Genomic DNA, 17,355 nt, shown 5'->3' with positions numbered 1-17,355 from the left:
AACGCGTGAAAAAAGTGAAAACAGAATAAAAAATCATTTCGCCAGAACGGTAAGTACGCCCTGGCGAGCCGATTATAAAGAGTGGCCCGAAAAGGTCGCTAATTTATGTCACAAATACACACAACATCGAACAGTCAAAAATGCTGAAAAGTGATCTACGTCACAATTTGATGGATGATATATGAAATCGGAATGACTGTTCTGTCTGCTGTTGCACAGAAATAAGAGAAAAGCGGAAGCAAACAGGCTTCCTCTTTCGGGGAATGGTTGCAGCATAACGGTAGCGGTGTTATGTCGGAGTGAGCCGCCCAAACAGTTTGAATGAATTCTGCCACAGCGCCTCGGCAATCTCTTCAGGCGGTTCTGCACGTAGCTCACACAGCGTTTGAAACGCGCACGAAATACGCTCGGGTCGGTTGGGCTGCCCCTGATAGCCACTCATCGGCATATCGGGCGCGTCAGTTTCCAGCAGCAACCGATCTAACGGCAACCGCGCGATCGCCTGGCGCGTTTTGTTCGCTCTGTCATAGGTAATGGTTCCCCCCACGCCGATGTAATAACCCAGCCGGATAAAGGCCTGCGCCTGCGCCAGGCTGCCTGCAAACCCATGAACTACGCCAGTACGCGGCACGTCGATACGGCGGAGCAATTGCGCCAGCCTGTCGTGGCTACGTCGCGAGTGCAGGATCGTCGGGAGATCGTATTTTTTCGCCAGCCGAAGCTGAGCCTCAAGAAAGGTAAGCTGTCGCTCAAACTGCGGTTCCGGCATATAGAGATCCAACCCAATCTCCCCCACCGCCACCAGCGTTACAGGCAACTGGCGCAGTTCCTCTTCCAGACGGAGCAGGTCGCTTTCCTGATGTTCAGCGATATAAAGCGGGTGAAGACCCAGTGCGGCATAAAGTGGAGAGTAGGTACGAGCGAGCGTCAACACGCGCTCAAAATGCTGAGAAGCCACAGCCGGAATAATGATGCGCTCAACCCCAGCGTCTTGCGCCAGACGTAAGCTTTCCGGTGCATCATCATAGAATAAGGGGAAATCGAAATGGCAGTGGGTATCGATAAAGCGGTGTCGTTCAGAAAGCACGTTGCTTCTCTCCGTCAAGATTAGGCCCGTCAAGATGAGGCGACCTAATCTACGCCCAAGTAATACCCTGCCAAAGCCTCATGGCAGAATCGGACTGGTCGTTGCGGTGAGGCCTCAGTGTAGCGTGGTTTTCTCTGAGGATACCTCTTCGTGCGCTTTTCCGTAACCCTCTTGCAAGACGCCGGACAGGTAATCATTACTCCCTTCCAGCCAGGCACAGTCGCTGTCAAACCAATCAGCCCACAGTGCCAGGAAATTCCCTTTCCACTGTTTCCATTTGCCAACAACGATATCGCTATTCATCATAACCCTCCTGATAAACTGTCGAAATGCAGCAAATACGCGGGTCGTATTAGTCAAAGATTTGTATCATGTGCCGGTAAAATATGACAGCCGCGTGGCGCGGCTGTGTGCTCTGTATGACATTTCTTTCCGTGGAGAAAGAATGAAAGAAGGTGCTGTGCTACGGCCGTTTTCGACCCGTGAACAAGCTAACCAGAAACAGAATAATACCGACTACAAAGACGATTTTCGCCGCGCCAGCTGCTGTACCGGCCAATCCGCCGAAGCCCAGTGCTGCCGCGATCAGTGCGATGACTAAAAATATAATGCCCCAACGAAACATACGCTCTCCTTACCAGACAAAAAATGAAAAATCATGGTGGTCATCCTGACGCGCTTCATGCGTCCTGACTGCGTATCCACAAGTGGTGTTTTATTGTGCGGATTAGGTAGGGTTATCCGCGATTACGGATAACCCTGTACGGTATGGCGACGGTTATTTCACTGCTAGGTCGTTCTTGACGCTTTTCACGCCGTCAACGGCCTTCGCAATACTTTCAGCCCGATCAGACTGCGCTTTGCTGTCCACCTCGCCGCTCAGCTGCACGACGCCAGCCTGCGTTTCGACTTTCACTTTACGGGACGGAACAATGTCATCTGCCAGCAGTTTGGCTTTAATCGTGCTGGTAATCACAGCATCATCGGCATAAGCGCCAACCGATTGTGATTGGGAATCTTTCACCTGCAGTTTATCGCTGACGGACTGGACGCCCTCAACCTGCGTCGCGATTTGCACCGCACGGGTGCTCAATTCCTGACTACCGACAAAGCCGCTCAGCGTGACGACGCCATTTGATGTTTCAACGGAAATGTCGCTGCTGGTAATCGATTTGTCTTCCAACAACGCACTCTTCACTTTTGCTGTGATCGCGCTGTCACTGACGTAGTCAGATGCTTTATTGGCGGAGCTATCGATTTTTGCACCAGTTGTGTCCGCGATACGTTCTACTTTCTGCCCCAACGTTTCCTCAGCCATGGCACCGCCAGCCAGAATAGAACCCAGAGCAACTACGATCAGCGATTGTGTCAATTTGGTCTTTTTCATCGATGTCTTCCTTCTTATGCTCTTCTATAAACCCGAAATAACCGATTTGGGTCACGTTAACGCCTGCACCGTCATCAGCAAATCAAGGTGATAATGACGTTATCAATACTCCGATAATTCCCTCTACTTGCATAAAAAATCAGAGTATTGAATTGCAAAGACGAAACAAATCAAAATAATGAACCAACTTAAATTGTACTAACAGTTGAACAAGCTAAATCAGTTAACACGCTGTTAACTATAGCCTACAGAATGGAAAATCACAGGGGAGCAAGGGAATATGCGCAGCAATTCAGATTTGTCTGTTGCACTGAAGCGAGAAATCACAGCAGGGAAAAAACCAGGGTAATACATTGTTTTTAAATACATTTAAAAATAAAAACACCCGGCAATTTTGGCCGAAAGCCAAGCATAACCGGGTGATGATTATTTTAACAATGTGATCACGATGTAAACGCCACAGTCACGATAATTTTCATGAAACCGTAGCGTCACCGTTCAAAATTAATGCTCGCGCGTTTGGTGGAACGTCACTTCTGGATAGCGTTCCCGCGTCAGGTTCAGGTTTACCATCGTCGGTGCGATATAGGCTAGATTATCACCGCCATCGAGTGCCAGATGCAGTTCGTTCTTACGCTTAAATTCCTCGAATTTCTTCACATCGCTGCACTCAACCCAGCGCGCGGTAGAAACGTTCACCGATTCGTAAATCGCCTCAACGTTGTATTCCGTTTTCAGACGGGCAACGACCACATCAAACTGCAGCACGCCGACAGCCCCAACGATCAGGTCGTTGTTGGTCAGTGGACGGAAGACCTGCACCGCGCCTTCCTCAGACAGCTGTACCAGCCCTTTAAGCAGCTGTTTCTGCTTGAGCGGGTCACGCAGGCGGATACGACGGAACAGTTCCGGCGCAAAGTTGGGGATACCGGTGAATTTCATGTCTTCACCCTGTGTAAACGTATCGCCAATCTGGATAGTGCCGTGGTTATGTAACCCGATGATATCGCCGGGGTAGGCCTCTTCAATGTGGGAACGGTCGCCCGCCATAAAGGTCAGCGCATCTGAAATCACCACGTCTTTGCCCGTACGTACCTGACGCAGCTTCATGCTCTTTTCATATCTCCCGGACACCACGCGCATAAACGCCACGCGGTCACGGTGTTTCGGGTCCATATTGGCCTGAATCTTGAACACAAAACCGGTGAATTTCTCTTCTGCCGCCGTTACTTCACGGGTATCCGTTTTACGCGGCATCGGCGCAGGAGCCCAGGCGACTAAACCGTCCAGCATGTGGTCAACGCCGAAGTTACCCAGTGCCGTACCAAAGAAGACCGGCGTCAGTTCACCAGCCAGAAACGCGTCCAGCTCAAATTCGTGCGATGCTCCTTTAACCAGCTCCAGCTCGTCACGCAATTGCGCAGCCAGCTCTTCGCCAACGGCAGTATCCAGTTCCGGGTTATCCAACCCTTTAACGATGCGCACTTCCTGAATCGTATGGCCTTTACCGGTCTGATACAGATAGGTTTCGTCTTTATAAAGGTGGTACACGCCCTTGAACAGTTTGCCGCAGCCAATCGGCCAGGTAATTGGCGCACAGGCAATCTTAAGCTCACTCTCGACTTCATCCAGCACTTCCATCGGATCGCGGATGTCACGGTCAAGTTTGTTCATGAACGTCAGAATCGGGGTGTCGCGCAGACGAGTGACTTCCATCAGCTTACGCGTACGATCTTCGACGCCTTTTGCGGCATCGATCACCATCAGGCAGCAGTCCACCGCCGTCAGCGTGCGATAGGTATCTTCGGAGAAGTCTTCGTGCCCTGGGGTATCGAGCAGATTCACCAGGCAATCACGGTAGGGAAACTGCATCACGGACGTGGTGATGGAGATACCACGCTGCTTTTCCATCTCCATCCAGTCGGATTTCGCATGCTGGTTCGAACCACGCCCTTTTACCGTACCGGCAGTCTGGATCGCCTGTCCGAACAGCAGGACCTTTTCGGTAATCGTGGTTTTACCGGCATCGGGGTGAGAAATGATAGCGAACGTTCTTCTTTTGGAGACTTCGCGGGCGTATTCACTTGGAGACATGATTTTCAGGTTTCTTTTGTTAGCCACCCGGCGTCAGCATCAAGTCAACAACACACCGATGTCAGATCGTCAGGCAAAGCGGAAATAAACTGTAGCCGAGTATTTTCCCTGATTTAACGTGCAGACACAATCGGTGATGGCATAAACAACGCGGAGACATCATGCTCGCCGTCACCGTTCTGATACCACCATCAACAATTACGCCATAAATCATTTATAAAGTTATCATTTATCTTTGCCGATAATATTTGGGTCAATATTTAACCATTTGATCGCACTTAAGGAGAGAGTATGAGCTTGTCTGTAAATAATACGGGTTATGGCAATTCTCAGGCCCAAAGCACCGCGACATCATCGACTACAGCACAGTCAGCGACAGAAAAATCGACAACGGCAGAGTCCATCACAACAAACAGTGGCAGCATAAAAGTCGTCGATCCGATTACCGGAAAAACCGTCAGCTTCCCCACCAATATAAAAATCTCTGAGGAAGCGATGGCACGATTGAAAGAAAATGCCGGAAAGCCCCTACACCCTAGCGTGACTAAGATAGATGAAAATGCGCAGCGGACGGAGGCCCAAGCCCAAGATCTCGCGCGGCAAAGAAACGTCTCCAGTCCCAACCCGAATATCAATCTATCGGTTGATCCCATTGGCACAAACGAAATGGCGCTTGAGCTCTGGTCAAATAATCTCAAAGAAGACAGCGGCATCAGTAAAGAAGAGTTTGTCGGTCTGATTCATCAAGCACTGTCGAAACCGTCTAACGTGACAACATGGAGCTATGCGACCGATAGCGTAGAAATCACGCTAAAAGCGGCGAAGTTAGAAGAACTGAAAAACCGCTATGTGGATAGCAGCGCTCACCAGAAAGCCGATAAAGATATTCAGGATTTCATCAAATACCAGTCTGACGCGCTGAGTAATCTGGAAAAAAACATTCTGCAAGATGAGTATCAGCGCAGCGTTGACGCGGGAGACACCGAGAAGACAAACGCGACGTTCCTGGAACTACAGAAAAATGCGGAAGGCACATCGGCCACGCAGGTTCAACGGCAGCAAATCTTTTCTCTTGCAGACTCAGCACCTGCTAATTCACTGTTTGACAGCCTTCGTAACTATATCTCTGCAACGGCGTCTGACCGCTATACCCAAAACGATCATCTCTCCGTCATCAGCAAATTCCAGTCTCACTGGTTGCAGTTCCAGCAGCAGTTGAAATAGCACACACTCCCCGTACAAACGCTCGGTTTGTACGGGGGCCATTGCGTGTCAGAGGCTTTTCTCTTCCCCGTCTTTTTTCACTACCGTCCCGTCGTTCGGCCGCGTATCGCTCTCTGCCTCATCCCCTTCTTCTTTCACTGGCGTACTCGCCGTGAGAAGGTAAGGCGACTGCTGCCAGCGGGTACGGCGATTCTGCAAGAGCGTGCGGGTCAGAATGATGCCGATAGCCAGTGAAAGCAAAATCATCAGACGCAGAATATTGGTGGTGTTATCGACCTGTCTGGCTTCGGTCGCCAGTACATGGGTATCTAAGGTAATCCGCAGGAAGCCGATCGGCCCTTCTTTTCCCTCAATCGGCTGCACCAGTTGATGGTTAAAGTAGCTACCGACCCGATTGCCATCCAGCGCCAGCCTGTCTCTCAGCTGCACCTGCTCACCGATATGCGCCACCAGCGAGCCGTCCTGCTGATACACACCGGCATCCAGAATGCGGCTGTGATCGGTAAGCTGTGTGAGGATGGTATTAATTTTTTGACTATTATCGTCCACGCTGCCCATCAGCGGCGAAAGGCTGTAAGCCACCTGTCTGGAAAGCGTACGCGCCAGATCTTCAACCTGTTCAGATCGCGCCATCTGGTGGCTCAAACTGAAATAGGATGCCCCTTGCATTAATACCACTAGCAGAGCGAGGCAAATCAGCACAATTGCCGTGCGGTGTAGACGAAATTTCACCCGGGCGCGAACCATGATAATCCTTACACGATTTGGATACTTTCATGTTGCCAGAAGCGCCGACGATAGGATAGCTTGTTGCCCAGTTTTTGGAGGGATATGTTTGGTCGACGCCGCATCCCTCTTTATCGCACGACTTTATCGCACTACTGCCAGCAGAGGATTTACTCCATGTCGAATAGTCTGACCTATCGTGATCTCCCTGATGAGATCAACTGTTGGCCGGGACTGCCACTATCACTGAGCGGTGACGAAGTGATGCCGCTTGACTACCGCGCTGGCGACACCGGCTGGTTGATCTACAGCGACGTTCTCGATAAGAACCTGATTTCCCGCTACCAGCGTAAGCTGGGGAGCGCGATGGTGATCGTGAGCGCCTGGAACGTAGGCGATTATCAGGTCGTGCGTTTAGCCGGCACGCTGACGCCACGCGCAACCAAGCTGGCCCACGAACTGGGTATCGATGTCGCAGCCATGCGTAATGCGCCAACGCTGCGTTCGCCGGGTTTACTGGTGATGGACATGGATTCCACCGCGATTCAGATCGAATGTATTGATGAAATTGCCAAACTGGCGGGCACGGGTGAACTGGTCGCTGAAGTCACCGAACGCGCGATGCGCGGCGAGCTGGATTTCGCTGACAGCCTGCGTCAGCGCGTAGGGACACTAAAAGGTGCCGACGCCAATATTTTACAGACGGTGCGTAAAACACTGCCACTGATGCCGGGCCTGCGTAATATGGTTAGCCAGCTTCAGGAAGCAGGCTGGCACGTCGCGATTGCATCAGGCGGGTTTACCTACTTTGCCGATTATTTGCGTGATGAATTAGGTCTGGTCGCCGCCGTTGCCAACGAATTAGGCATGCAAGACGGCAAGCTGACCGGCGATGTCATCGGCACGATTGTCGATGCAAAATATAAAGCGACCACGCTGCAACAACTGGCGGAAAAGCTGGAAATCCCCATGCATCAGACCGTTGCGATTGGTGACGGCGCGAACGATCTGCCGATGATCAAGGCAGCCAGCTTAGGCATTGCCTATCACGCCAAACCGAAGGTCAATGAACAGTCTGCGGTGACCATCCGTCATGCCGATCTGACCGGCGTGCTGTGCATCCTTAGCGGTAGCATGAGACACGAAAAGCGTTAATCAGTGGGAGGTGATACGTGGCAAAAGCCGTCAAACGGGCGTTTGTATGTAATGAATGCGGGGCTGACTACCCGCGCTGGCAAGGGCAGTGCAGCGCCTGCCATGCCTGGAACACCATTACCGAAGTCCGTCTGGCCTCGGCGTCAGTATCACGTTCCGACCGTCTCACTGGCTATGCGGGCGAAAGCGCTGGCGTCAGCCGGGTACAAAAGCTCTCGGAAATCAGTCTCGAAGCTCTGCCGCGCTTTTCTACCGGCTTTCAGGAGTTTGACCGCGTTCTGGGCGGCGGCGTCGTCCCCGGCAGTGCGATTCTGATCGGCGGTAACCCCGGCGCGGGTAAAAGTACCTTACTGCTGCAAACGCTCTGCAAGCTGTCAGAGAACATGAAAACCCTGTACGTCACCGGGGAAGAATCATTACAACAGGTGGCGATGCGGGCGCATCGTCTCAACCTGCCGACCCAGAATCTCAATATGCTGTCAGAAACCAGCATCGAACAGATTTGCCTGATTGCCGAGCAGGAACAGCCGAAGCTGATGGTGATCGACTCCATTCAGGTCATGCATCTCGCTGATATTCAATCGTCACCCGGTAGCGTGGCGCAGGTGCGTGAAACCGCCGCCTACCTGACGCGCTTTGCAAAAACGCGCGGCGTCGCCATCGTGATGGTCGGCCACGTCACCAAAGACGGTTCGCTCGCCGGGCCAAAAGTATTGGAACACTGCATCGACTGCTCCGTGCTGCTGGATGGCGATGCCGATTCCCGCTTTCGCACCCTGCGCAGCCATAAAAACCGTTTCGGTGCCGTTAACGAGCTGGGCGTGTTCGCGATGACGGAACAGGGTCTACGCGAGATCAGCAATCCGTCGGCAATTTTCCTCAGTCGCGGGGACGAAATCACGTCCGGCAGTTCGGTCATGGTGGTGTGGGAAGGTACGCGTCCGCTGCTGGTCGAAATTCAGGCGCTGGTGGATCAATCGATGATGGCTAACCCGCGTCGCGTGGCGGTCGGGCTGGAACAAAATCGTCTGGCGATCCTGCTGGCGGTATTACATCGCCACGGCGGCTTGCAGATGTCCGATCAGGATGTATTCGTGAATGTCGTCGGCGGCGTTAAAGTCACCGAAACCAGCGCCGACCTGGCGCTGCTGCTCTCGCTGGTCTCCAGCTTCCGCGACCGCCCGTTACCGCAGGATCTTGTCATCTTCGGTGAAGTCGGTCTGGCGGGTGAAATCCGCCCGGTTCCCAGCGGCCAAGAGCGGATTACCGAAGCCGCCAAGCACGGCTTCAAACGCGCCATCGTTCCTCATGCCAATATGCCGAAGAAAGTCCCTGCCAGCATGCAGGTGTTCGGCGTGAAAAAGCTGGCCGACGCGCTGGCGATCCTCGACGATCTCTAAACGGACCACAGAAGGCCATCCGCTCGCTTCCATCCTGAACTAAACAGGGGGAAAGAGTAGCGGATGTTGCCCTGTTCTGTGGTATTTTGTTTAGTAAGCTAAACAAGAGTGCTGCACCATGTCATCATTTGATTACCTGAAATCCGCTATCCGGCAGAAGGGTTGCACCCTACAGCAGGTTGCTGACGCGACCGATATGACCAAAGGCTATCTCAGTCAATTACTTAATGCCAAAATCAAAAGCCCTAGCGCCCAGAAGCTGGAAGCGCTGCATCGCTTTCTTGAACTGGAATTCCCGCGCTACGAAAAGAGCATTGGTGTCGTCTTCGGTAAGTTCTATCCGCTACACACTGGCCACATTTATCTGATTCAGCGTGCCTGTAGCCAGGTCGATGAACTGCATGTAATTTTAGGCTACGACGAACCGCGCGACCGTCTGCTGTTTGAGAACAGCTCGATGTCACAGCAGCCCACCGTCAGCGATCGCCTGCGCTGGCTATTGCAGACCTTTAAATATCAGAAAAATATTCATATTCACGCCTTCAATGAGCAAGGAATGGAGCCTTACCCGCACGGCTGGGATGTGTGGAGCAAAGGAATTCAGGCGTTTATGCAGGAAAAAAGCATCACGCCGAATTTCGTTTACACCAGCGAAGAACAGGATGCCGCACAATACCGTGAACAGCTGGGCATTGAGGCCGTCCTGATCGACCCGCAGCGCTCCTTTATGAACATCAGCGGTTCGCAAATTCGTCACGATCCCTTCCGCTACTGGGACTATATCCCGACCGAAGTGAAGCCGTTCTTTGTGCGTACCGTTGCCATTCTTGGCGGCGAATCCAGCGGTAAATCCACGCTGGTGAACAAACTGGCGAATATCTTCAACACCACCAGCGCCTGGGAATATGGCCGCGATTACGTGTTCTCCCATCTGGGCGGTGACGAGATGGCGTTGCAGTATTCCGACTACGACAAGATCGCGCTAGGTCAGGCACAGTACATTGATTTTGCAGTAAAATATGCCAATAAAGTGGCCTTTATCGACACCGATTTTGTCACCACGCAAGCATTCTGCAAGAAATACGAGGGTCGTGAGCACCCGTTCGTTCAGGCGCTGATCGATGAATACCGCTTCGATCTGGTGATTTTGCTGGAAAACAACACGCCGTGGGTGGCCGACGGACTGCGTAGCTTAGGCAGCACCACCGCCCGCTCGGAGTTCCAGGATCTGCTGAAAACAATGCTGGCTAACAATAATATCCCGTACGTTTACATCAAAGAGTCGGACTACGATTCGCGTTTCCTGCACTGCGTGGAATTGGTACAACAGATGTTGGGCCACGATCACTCGCCTGAACCGCTCAAAAGCTAGCGTGTATCCCACTGCCAATGGCGGGAGGGGGTAATGATTTCCGGCAGCGGAATATCCCAGCTTTCCACTGGCAGTGCGTCAACCTGCTGACAATCGTGGGCCAGACCGATCGGGTAAGGCCCACGCGACATCTGGCTGCGATACTGCAACGTACGGTCGTAAAACCCGCCCCCCATACCAAGCCGCTGCCCCAGATGATCAAACGCCACCAGCGGCGTCAGCAGGACGTCTAACTGCGGTAACGGTAGCACCTGACGCACATCCAGACGCGGCTCCATAATCTTCAGACGATTGCGTACCAGCTCGGTGTCCGGCGCATAGCGCAGGAACAGCAGATGCCCGGTGCGAAACGGATGCAGAACCGGCAAATACACGCGTTTCTCCTGCCGCCACAGCTGTTGAATCAGCGGGGTCGTATCCAGCTCGCCATCAAATGACAGAAATACCGCCACGCTATCTGCCTGTATGATTTTCGGATGTGTCATGACGCGCTCACACGCCTGTTGCGCAAAACGCGACTGCTGCTCTGACGTCAGTAAACGTCGATTCTGCCGCACAGCCTGACGAATTTGCTGACGCGATGCTGTCGTAGAAGAGAGTGAGGTATCGGGAAGTGCCGATGAAAATGAATCAGAAGATGACATGGGCTACATTCGCCACGGGTCAAGAATGATAAAAGAAAGGGAATCTCCGAGATGCCGCCGCAGGCTGTAACCCTTGAACCCTTGGTTCAAGGTGAACATAACGTCGCAGTCTTAAGGCTTCTCGGACGAACCGAGCGTGCTCACCAACCGCAGAGCATTACATTCTGTTGGTATGAAATATCGGCTCAGGGGACTGGCCCGCTGACGAACACCTCAGAGAAATTTTATTCGTTACTCGCGATAAACCTTAGCACGTCTTATCACGTAAAAACACCGTACTTTTGTCAAAATACGACGTTATTCAAATTGTGCACCCTGACGTTCGGTGATCTTGCCCTGCTCCAGCAACGCCTGTTCGATGGTCTGCTGCAACATACGAATACGCTGTTCCATATTCGACGCATAATCACGCGTCTTACCCCGTTCCTGCGCCAGCTCATGGCACACGTTCAGCGCGGCAATAAACACCAGTTGCTCAGTGTTTGTGACTCTAGTGCGAACTTTAAGATCTTGCAACCGCTGGTTAAGATCTTCCGCAGCCTGATTCAACGCATCCTGTTGTTCTGGCGGGCAATTCACTCTTAACGAACGGCCAAAAATTTGAATATCTACTGGTTGTGCAGACATACCACCTTCCTGCCTTTTGTCGTTCTTGCGCCTGCGTGCCGCATAGCATGAGCATTACCCGTTACATCGGGCTCGTTAAAGCGGGCGCAACTATATATAGCCGAGATCTAAGATACAAGCCCTTTCTGGTATCGAAAGGGAGCTTGGTGGTAGCATAGCATGAACCAATCCAGCCAACGATGACGAATCCGCATGTCTATAGAGAATACGTTTCCCGCCTATGAAGGCCTTGACCAACTGCTTCACCAACAGCAAGTCGCGCTGACCGCAGCAGAAATGCACGGTTTGATCAGTGGGATGCTGTGTGGTGGAAACCATGACGATAGCTGGAGAACGCTGGTTTTTGAACTGACTAATGAAGGCATGGCGTTTACCCAGACGCTGTCGCAGCCGCTTCAGGACCTGTACCAGACTACGCGTGAAGCGCTGGAAGATGATGGTTTTCTGTTCCAGCTTTTCCTGCCGGACGATTCGCTGGATAGCGTGAGCGTTTTCGATCGCGCCGACGCGCTGGCAGGCTGGGTCAACCACTTCCTGCTTGGGCTGGGCGTGGCTCAACCGCAGTTGAACAAAGCCAAAGGTGAGCTGAAAGAAGCCATCGAAGATTTACGCAACATCGCACAGCTTGGCTACGACGAAGATGAAGATCAGGAAGAGCTGGAGCAATCGCTGGAAGAAGTGATTGAGTATGTTCGCGTTTCTGCCATTTTGTGCCATACCGAGTTTACCAGCCAGCGCGTTGTGACTGCGCCCGAGCAGCAAAAACCGACGCTGCATTGATTGTTATGCAAGGCAGAAGGGAAAGGTAACCGCACGGACTATTTTCAGGAGCAGGTGATGAATCCACAAGAATTTCTTCGTCGTCGTCAGGTACTGTTGGAAAAAATGGCACCGGGCAGCGCGGTGATTATTTTTTCTGCGCCGGAAGCGCAGCGCAATGCCGACAGTGACTATCCTTATCGTCAAAATAGCGATTTCTGGTATTTCACCGGCTTCAACGAGCCGGAAGCCGTGCTGCTGCTGGTAAAAAGCGATGCCAAACATCATCACAGCGTGATCTTCAACCGCGTACGCGATCTGACGGCCGAAATCTGGTTTGGTCGCCGTCTCGGTCAGGAAGCGGCACCCGCCAAACTCGGCGTTGACCGCGCCCTGCCGTTTGGCGAAATCGGCGCACAGCTGCATCTCTTATTGAATGGGTTGGACGTGGTGTACCACGCGCAAGGGCAGTACGATTATGCCGACAAGCTGGTCTTCGCCGCGCTGGACACCTTGCGCAACGGCACCCGTCAGGGCTTTGCTGCCCCTGCAACGCTGACCGACTGGCGCCCATGGGTACATGAGATGCGCCTGTTTAAATCACCGGAAGAAATCAGCGTAATGCGCCGCGCCTGTGAAATTACCGCGCTGGCCCACACACGCGCCATGCAGAAATGTCGCCCCGGCATGTATGAATATCAGCTTGAAGGCGAAATTCACCACGAATTTACCCGTCACGGCGCACGCTATCCTTCTTACAACACCATCGTCGGCAGCGGCGAAAACGCCTGTATCCTGCATTACACCGAAAATGAAACACAAATGCGCGACGGCGATCTGGTGCTGATTGACGCTGGCTGTGAATACAAAAGCTATGCTGGCGACATTACCCGCACCTTCCCCGTGAACGGTAAATTTACCGCGCCGCAGCGTGCTATTTACGACATCGTGCTGCGCTCACAGCTGCGCGCGCTGGAGCTGTTTGGTCCGGGTCGCAGCATCCGTGAAGTGAACGAAGAAGTGGTGCGCATCATGGTCAGCGGGCTTATCAAGCTCGGCGTGCTAAAAGGTGAAGTGGAAGAGTTGATTGCCGAGCAGGCACATCGCCAGTTCTTCATGCACGGCCTCAGCCACTGGCTGGGTCTGGACGTACACGATGTAGGCAATTACGGCACCACCGATCGGGGCCGCCCGCTTGAACCGGGTATGGTACTGACCATCGAGCCGGGTCTTTACATCGCGCCTGATGCCAAAGTGCCACAGCAGTACCGTGGAATCGGCGTGCGTATCGAAGATAACATCGTGATCACCGAAAACGGCAATGAAAACCTGACGGCTGGCGTAATCAAAGACGCTGATGCCATCGAAGCGCTCATGGCGCAACGGCATGATAAACAACACTAGGCAGCCCTTTCAAAGGACAATTCCTTTCAAAGGACAATGGCATAATTGCAAAGGACAACAGCATGGCGGTCATGATTGTCGGTGGCGGGATGGCGGGCGCAACGCTGGCGCTGGCAATATCGCGGCTTTCGCAGGGCGCAATCTCGGTTGACCTGATCGAGGCACACTCGCCACTCGACAAGGAACATCCGGGTTTTGACGCACGCGCCCTCGCGCTGTCTGATGGCACACGTCAGCAGCTCGCAGCGCTGGGCATCTGGCAAGCGCTGTCGGGTAATGCAACGGCGATAACCGACATTCACGTCAGCGAACGCGGGCACGCCAGCGTGGTGAACCTGAAGGCCTCGGACTATCACGTTCAGGCATTAGGCCACGTGGTTGAACTGCACGACGTCGGACAACGCCTGTTTTCCCTGCTGCAACAGGCACCGGGCGTGCGCCTGCACTGCCCGGCCAAAGTCGTGGCCGTCATGCGGACGCAGGATAATGCGACGCTCACGCTGGACGACGGCACTGAGCTAACGGGTCAACTACTGGTTGCCGCCGACGGTTCGCGCTCCATGCTGTCACAGTCCTGCGGCATTCAATGGCAGCAGCATGATTATGATCAGATCGCGACCATCGCCAATGTGACGACTGCCGAACCCCATCGCGGCCGGGCATTCGAGCGATTTACCCCGCACGGCCCGCTGGCGCTCTTGCCGATGAGCAACGGACGCTGCTCGCTCGTCTGGTGCCATGACAAACACCGTCAACATGAGGTCGATGGATGGAACGAAGCCGAATTTCGCCAACAGCTACAGCAGGCTTTCGGCTGGCGTCTGGGACAGTTCACCCATATCGGCGAACGCCACAGCTATCCGCTGCGCTTACTCACGGCCAGCCAACATGTTAGTCATCGGCTAGCGCTGGTGGGCAATGCGGCACAAACGCTGCACCCGATTGCCGGACAGGGCTTTAATCTGGGGATTCGCGATGTGATGTCGCTGGCGGAAACCCTCGTCGATGCAGCAAAAAACCAGCAGGATATCGGCCAGTACACGGTACTCAACCGCTATCAACAACGGCGCACGCCCGATCAACACAGCACGGTGGCGATCACCGATGGACTGGTCAGGCTGTTCGCTAACCGCTATGCCGCGCTGACAATCAGCCGTAATCTGGGTCTGATCGCCATGAATAACCTGCCGCTGATGCGCGACGCCTTTGCTCGTCGCACGCTGGGCTGGGTAGAACGTTAATTAAGCTCGCCAACAGGAAAAGACGGAAATGCAATCATTCGACGTGGTTATTGCCGGTGGCGGTATGGTCGGTCTGGCGCTAGCCTGCGGTTTACAAGGCAGCGGCCTGCGTATCGCCGTGCTGGAGAAACAAGCGGCCGAACCTCAGCCGCTCGAGAAAGACCATGCCCTGCGCGTCTCCGCCATCAATGCCGCCAGCGAATGCCTCCTGCGCCATATCGGCGTCTGGGAAAATCTCGTGGCGCAACGCGTCAGCCCTTACAACGATATGCAGGTATGGGACAAAGACAGCTTCGGAAAAATCAGTTTTAGCGGTGAAGAATTCGGCTTTTCCCACCTTGGGCATATCATTGAAAACCCAGTGATTCAGCAGGTGCTGTGGCAACGCGCCTCCCAGTTAAGCGATATCACCCTGCTCTCCCCCGCCTCGTTAAAACAGGTCGCCTGGGGCGAGAACGAAGCCTTTATTACGTTGCAGGACGGCAGCATGCTGACCGCTCGGCTAGTGGTCGCCGCGGACGGTGCACATTCGTGGCTGCGCCAGCATGCGGATATTCCGCTGACCTTTTGGGACTATGGCCATCACGCGCTGGTCGCCAATATTCGAACTGAACACCCTCATCAATCCGTTGCGCGTCAGACGTTTCATGGTGACGGTATTCTGGCGTTCTTGCCGCTGGACGAGCCTCACCTTTGTTCAATTGTCTGGTCGCTGTCACCGGAACAGGCTCAGGCGATGCAGAGCTTGCCAGCAGCAGAATTCAATCGTCAGGTCGCGATGGCGTTTGATATGCGCCTAGGGCTATGTGAACTAGAAAGCGAACGCCAGACTTTCCCACTGACCGGACGCTACGCTCGCAGCTTCGCGGCACACCGGCTGGTGCTGGTCGGCGACGCAGCGCACACCATTCATCCGCTGGCGGGGCAAGGCGTCAATCTGGGTTTCATGGATGTCGCCGAACTGATTGCGGAAGTGAAGCGCTTACAGGCGCAGGGCAAAGATATCGGCCAACACCTTTATCTGCGACGCTATGAACGCCGCCGCAAACACAGCGCCGCAGTGATGCTCGCCAGCATGCAGGGGTTCCGCGAGCTGTTTAACGGCGATAATCCGGCGAAAAAGCTGCTGCGTGATGTCGGTCTGGTTCTGGCGGATAAACTGCCCGGCATTAAACCCACACTGGTACGTCAGGCAATGGGATTACACGATCTGCCAGACTGGCTTAACGTCGGGAAATAATAAAACCAGAATAGATAATATCGCCGCTTAAGCGGCGAGTTATCAATAACGCTTTCATCTTAATTAAATCACTAATTTCTTTAGCTATCGCCTTTGTTATTTAAGCGATCATTATTTTTTGTTTATATAATAAAACCATCATCAAAACATAATTAGCAGAGTAATAAAAACCGCCCCACACAACTAATTATCATTTAAAACAATAAATTATGGAATTTTGGAAAGGATATCTTCCTGACAGAAATCCTATTTCTTATTAAATAGCCGAGTTCTTCTTTTATTTAATAAAGATTTACGTTATAACGTCTCTAACAAGGATTGTTTAACAGGGAGTTACACGAATGGCTAATTCTATTTTTATGAAGATCACCGGAAAAATTCAGGGACTGATCTCTGAAGGGTGTTTAAGTATCGATTCTGTAGGAAATAAACATATATCTGGTCACGAAGATGAGATTTTTGTTTATGCAACAAATTACGACTTATCAAGAGATCGACACGTCAATCATCACCCCTTTTCCGTAACCAAAGTCGTTGATAAGTCTACACCGTTAGTCCTAACTAGCATCGCTAATAATGAACTACTGGAAATTGAGTTGAGATATTACCGCACCTCCGCCAGCGGGACGCAAGAGAACTACATGACAATCACATTAAGGGATGCCTCTATTGTCAATATCTCTAATCAGAACCCCAACTCATTGACGCATAGCGATATGCAGCCATTTGAAACCCTGAGCCTGCGTTATGAAAGCATTACCTGCCAACACAATATTGCAGGGACATCGGGATACAGCATATTAACTGAGAATATGTACTGATAAACCATGAATAAATTCAATGATATTATCAACGAATGCGACCTTAGTTTTTCTGGTCACGTATTCAATATGTAGATCAGGTCATTGCAGATAATGTTCACGTTCGATGAATGTGCCGATTATCTTGTCATGCATTTCCACTGATTTTGAGTACCCGATAGTTTTACGATTCAG

General features: G+C 52.5%; 18 protein-coding genes and 1 other RNA gene. 9 read left to right on the top strand and 10 right to left on the bottom strand.

Annotation, left to right across the window (positions count from 1 at the left end; genetic code table 11):
- Positions 1-289: 289 nt before the first annotated feature.
- The 5 genes from Q3A88_RS12470 to prfC form a co-directional block, all read right to left on the bottom strand.
- Positions 290-1,087 carry a TatD family hydrolase gene (locus Q3A88_RS12470; RefSeq protein WP_233991207.1) on the bottom strand — a complete coding sequence of 266 codons (798 nt, stop codon included), beginning with the start codon at positions 1,085-1,087 and terminating at the stop codon, positions 290-292.
- A 114-nt stretch (positions 1,088-1,201) separates the two neighbouring features.
- Positions 1,202-1,390 carry a CsbD family protein gene (locus tag Q3A88_RS12465; RefSeq protein ID WP_010284712.1) on the bottom strand — a complete coding sequence of 63 codons (189 nt, stop codon included), beginning with the start codon at positions 1,388-1,390 and terminating at the stop codon, positions 1,202-1,204.
- Positions 1,391-1,550: 160 nt separating this feature from the next.
- Entirely contained in the window at positions 1,551-1,712 is a 162-nt protein-coding gene (locus Q3A88_RS12460; protein WP_003019081.1) for a DUF1328 domain-containing protein, read from the bottom strand.
- A 153-nt stretch (positions 1,713-1,865) separates the two neighbouring features.
- Positions 1,866-2,474 carry a molecular chaperone OsmY gene (osmY, locus tag Q3A88_RS12455; RefSeq protein ID WP_014914026.1) on the bottom strand — a complete coding sequence of 203 codons (609 nt, stop codon included), beginning with the start codon at positions 2,472-2,474 and terminating at the stop codon, positions 1,866-1,868.
- 504 nt (positions 2,475-2,978) lie between these two features.
- Positions 2,979-4,568, bottom strand: a complete 1,590-nt coding sequence (gene prfC, locus Q3A88_RS12450; RefSeq protein ID WP_317178017.1) for a peptide chain release factor 3 — start codon at positions 4,566-4,568, stop codon at positions 2,979-2,981.
- Positions 4,569-4,859: 291 nt separating this feature from the next.
- Here prfC and Q3A88_RS12445 point away from each other — a divergent pair, with 291 nt between their 5' ends.
- Positions 4,860-5,792 carry a hypothetical protein gene (locus Q3A88_RS12445; protein ID WP_317178016.1) on the top strand — a complete coding sequence of 311 codons (933 nt, stop codon included), beginning with the start codon at positions 4,860-4,862 and terminating at the stop codon, positions 5,790-5,792.
- A 48-nt stretch (positions 5,793-5,840) separates the two neighbouring features.
- Here the strand turns inward: Q3A88_RS12445 and Q3A88_RS12440 are convergent, their stop codons facing one another.
- Positions 5,841-6,539: a YtjB family periplasmic protein gene (locus tag Q3A88_RS12440; protein WP_317178015.1), complete on the bottom strand. Its 699-nt coding sequence runs from the start codon at positions 6,537-6,539 to the stop codon at positions 5,841-5,843.
- A gap of 156 nt (positions 6,540-6,695) precedes the next feature.
- Between Q3A88_RS12440 and serB the strand changes: the two genes are divergently transcribed.
- From serB to nadR, 3 genes are all read left to right on the top strand, one after another.
- The gene (gene serB, locus Q3A88_RS12435; protein ID WP_039282511.1) at positions 6,696-7,673 is read left to right on the top strand and encodes a phosphoserine phosphatase; all 978 of its coding nucleotides are present in this window, start codon (positions 6,696-6,698) and stop codon (positions 7,671-7,673) included.
- Between the two features lie 17 nt (positions 7,674-7,690).
- Positions 7,691-9,073, top strand: coding sequence for a DNA repair protein RadA (gene radA / locus Q3A88_RS12430; RefSeq protein ID WP_010296280.1), 1,383 nt, complete (start codon positions 7,691-7,693; stop codon positions 9,071-9,073).
- A gap of 118 nt (positions 9,074-9,191) precedes the next feature.
- The gene (gene nadR, locus Q3A88_RS12425) at positions 9,192-10,445 is read left to right on the top strand and encodes a multifunctional transcriptional regulator/nicotinamide-nucleotide adenylyltransferase/ribosylnicotinamide kinase NadR (RefSeq protein WP_233991205.1); all 1,254 of its coding nucleotides are present in this window, start codon (positions 9,192-9,194) and stop codon (positions 10,443-10,445) included.
- Here the strand turns inward: nadR and Q3A88_RS12420 are convergent.
- The 3 genes from Q3A88_RS12420 to zapA all read right to left on the bottom strand — a co-directional run bounded on the left by Q3A88_RS12420 (position 10,442) and on the right by zapA (position 11,716).
- Positions 10,442-11,089, bottom strand: coding sequence for a 5-formyltetrahydrofolate cyclo-ligase (locus Q3A88_RS12420; RefSeq protein ID WP_317178014.1), 648 nt, complete (start codon positions 11,087-11,089; stop codon positions 10,442-10,444). The two genes, nadR and Q3A88_RS12420, sit on opposite strands and share 4 nt — an antisense overlap.
- Positions 11,090-11,128: 39 nt before the next feature.
- A non-coding RNA gene (gene ssrS / locus Q3A88_RS12415) (6S RNA) lies at positions 11,129-11,312 on the bottom strand.
- Between the two features lie 74 nt (positions 11,313-11,386).
- On the bottom strand, positions 11,387-11,716 hold the full coding sequence (gene zapA, locus Q3A88_RS12410) for a cell division protein ZapA (protein WP_010284667.1): 330 nt from the start codon (positions 11,714-11,716) through the stop codon (positions 11,387-11,389).
- Positions 11,717-11,908: 192 nt separating this feature from the next.
- Between zapA and Q3A88_RS12405 the strand changes: the two genes are divergently transcribed.
- The 5 genes from Q3A88_RS12405 to Q3A88_RS12385 all read left to right on the top strand — a co-directional run bounded on the left by Q3A88_RS12405 (position 11,909) and on the right by Q3A88_RS12385 (position 17,181).
- Positions 11,909-12,496, top strand: coding sequence for a YecA family protein (locus Q3A88_RS12405; RefSeq protein ID WP_110162761.1), 588 nt, complete (start codon positions 11,909-11,911; stop codon positions 12,494-12,496).
- A gap of 57 nt (positions 12,497-12,553) precedes the next feature.
- Positions 12,554-13,879: a Xaa-Pro aminopeptidase gene (pepP, locus tag Q3A88_RS12400; protein ID WP_233991203.1), complete on the top strand. Its 1,326-nt coding sequence runs from the start codon at positions 12,554-12,556 to the stop codon at positions 13,877-13,879.
- Positions 13,880-13,941: 62 nt separating this feature from the next.
- Complete coding sequence (ubiH, locus tag Q3A88_RS12395; protein WP_233991202.1) at positions 13,942-15,120, top strand: 2-octaprenyl-6-methoxyphenyl hydroxylase; 1,179 nt, start codon at positions 13,942-13,944, stop codon at positions 15,118-15,120.
- A gap of 28 nt (positions 15,121-15,148) precedes the next feature.
- Positions 15,149-16,360 (top strand): FAD-dependent 2-octaprenylphenol hydroxylase, encoded by a 1,212-nt coding sequence (gene ubiI / locus Q3A88_RS12390; RefSeq protein ID WP_110162763.1) that lies wholly within the window; start codon positions 15,149-15,151, stop codon positions 16,358-16,360.
- 341 nt (positions 16,361-16,701) lie between these two features.
- Entirely contained in the window at positions 16,702-17,181 is a 480-nt protein-coding gene (locus Q3A88_RS12385) for an Hcp family type VI secretion system effector (protein ID WP_110162765.1), read from the top strand.
- Between the two features lie 81 nt (positions 17,182-17,262).
- Here Q3A88_RS12385 and Q3A88_RS12380 read toward each other — a convergent pair.
- On the bottom strand, positions 17,263-17,355 hold a 93-nt coding region (locus Q3A88_RS12380), incomplete at its 5' end, for an IS1 family transposase (RefSeq protein ID WP_317177888.1).

This window comes from Pectobacterium sp. HCp5_1, from assembly GCF_032905925.1.
Classification (GTDB): domain Bacteria; phylum Pseudomonadota; class Gammaproteobacteria; order Enterobacterales; family Enterobacteriaceae; genus Pectobacterium; species Pectobacterium brasiliense_A.
Note: the sequence above shows the minus strand (reverse complement) of the source record. Positions and strands in the feature narration are given on the sequence as shown.

Bases quoted from the DNA above. Each gene is read 5' to 3' on its own strand.
- nadR (WP_233991205.1), top strand. From the start codon at position 9,192: ATGTCATCATTTGATTACCTGAAATCCGCTATCCGGCAGAAGGGTTGC.
- prfC (WP_317178017.1), bottom strand. From the start codon at position 4,568: ATGTCTCCAAGTGAATACGCCCGCGAAGTCTCCAAAAGAAGAACGTTC.
- zapA (WP_010284667.1), bottom strand. From the start codon at position 11,716: ATGTCTGCACAACCAGTAGATATTCAAATTTTTGGCCGTTCGTTAAGA.
- ubiI (WP_110162763.1), top strand. From the start codon at position 15,149: ATGCAATCATTCGACGTGGTTATTGCCGGTGGCGGTATGGTCGGTCTG.
- serB (WP_039282511.1), top strand. From the start codon at position 6,696: ATGTCGAATAGTCTGACCTATCGTGATCTCCCTGATGAGATCAACTGT.
- osmY (WP_014914026.1), bottom strand. From the start codon at position 2,474: ATGAAAAAGACCAAATTGACACAATCGCTGATCGTAGTTGCTCTGGGT.
- Q3A88_RS12385 (WP_110162765.1), top strand. From the start codon at position 16,702: ATGGCTAATTCTATTTTTATGAAGATCACCGGAAAAATTCAGGGACTG.
- Q3A88_RS12420 (WP_317178014.1), bottom strand. From the start codon at position 11,089: ATGTCATCTTCTGATTCATTTTCATCGGCACTTCCCGATACCTCACTC.
- ubiH (WP_233991202.1), top strand. From the start codon at position 13,942: ATGGCGGTCATGATTGTCGGTGGCGGGATGGCGGGCGCAACGCTGGCG.
- pepP (WP_233991203.1), top strand. From the start codon at position 12,554: ATGAATCCACAAGAATTTCTTCGTCGTCGTCAGGTACTGTTGGAAAAA.
- Q3A88_RS12405 (WP_110162761.1), top strand. From the start codon at position 11,909: ATGTCTATAGAGAATACGTTTCCCGCCTATGAAGGCCTTGACCAACTG.
- Q3A88_RS12465 (WP_010284712.1), bottom strand. From the start codon at position 1,390: ATGAATAGCGATATCGTTGTTGGCAAATGGAAACAGTGGAAAGGGAAT.
- Q3A88_RS12460 (WP_003019081.1), bottom strand. From the start codon at position 1,712: ATGTTTCGTTGGGGCATTATATTTTTAGTCATCGCACTGATCGCGGCA.
- Q3A88_RS12445 (WP_317178016.1), top strand. From the start codon at position 4,860: ATGAGCTTGTCTGTAAATAATACGGGTTATGGCAATTCTCAGGCCCAA.
- Q3A88_RS12440 (WP_317178015.1), bottom strand. From the start codon at position 6,539: ATGGTTCGCGCCCGGGTGAAATTTCGTCTACACCGCACGGCAATTGTG.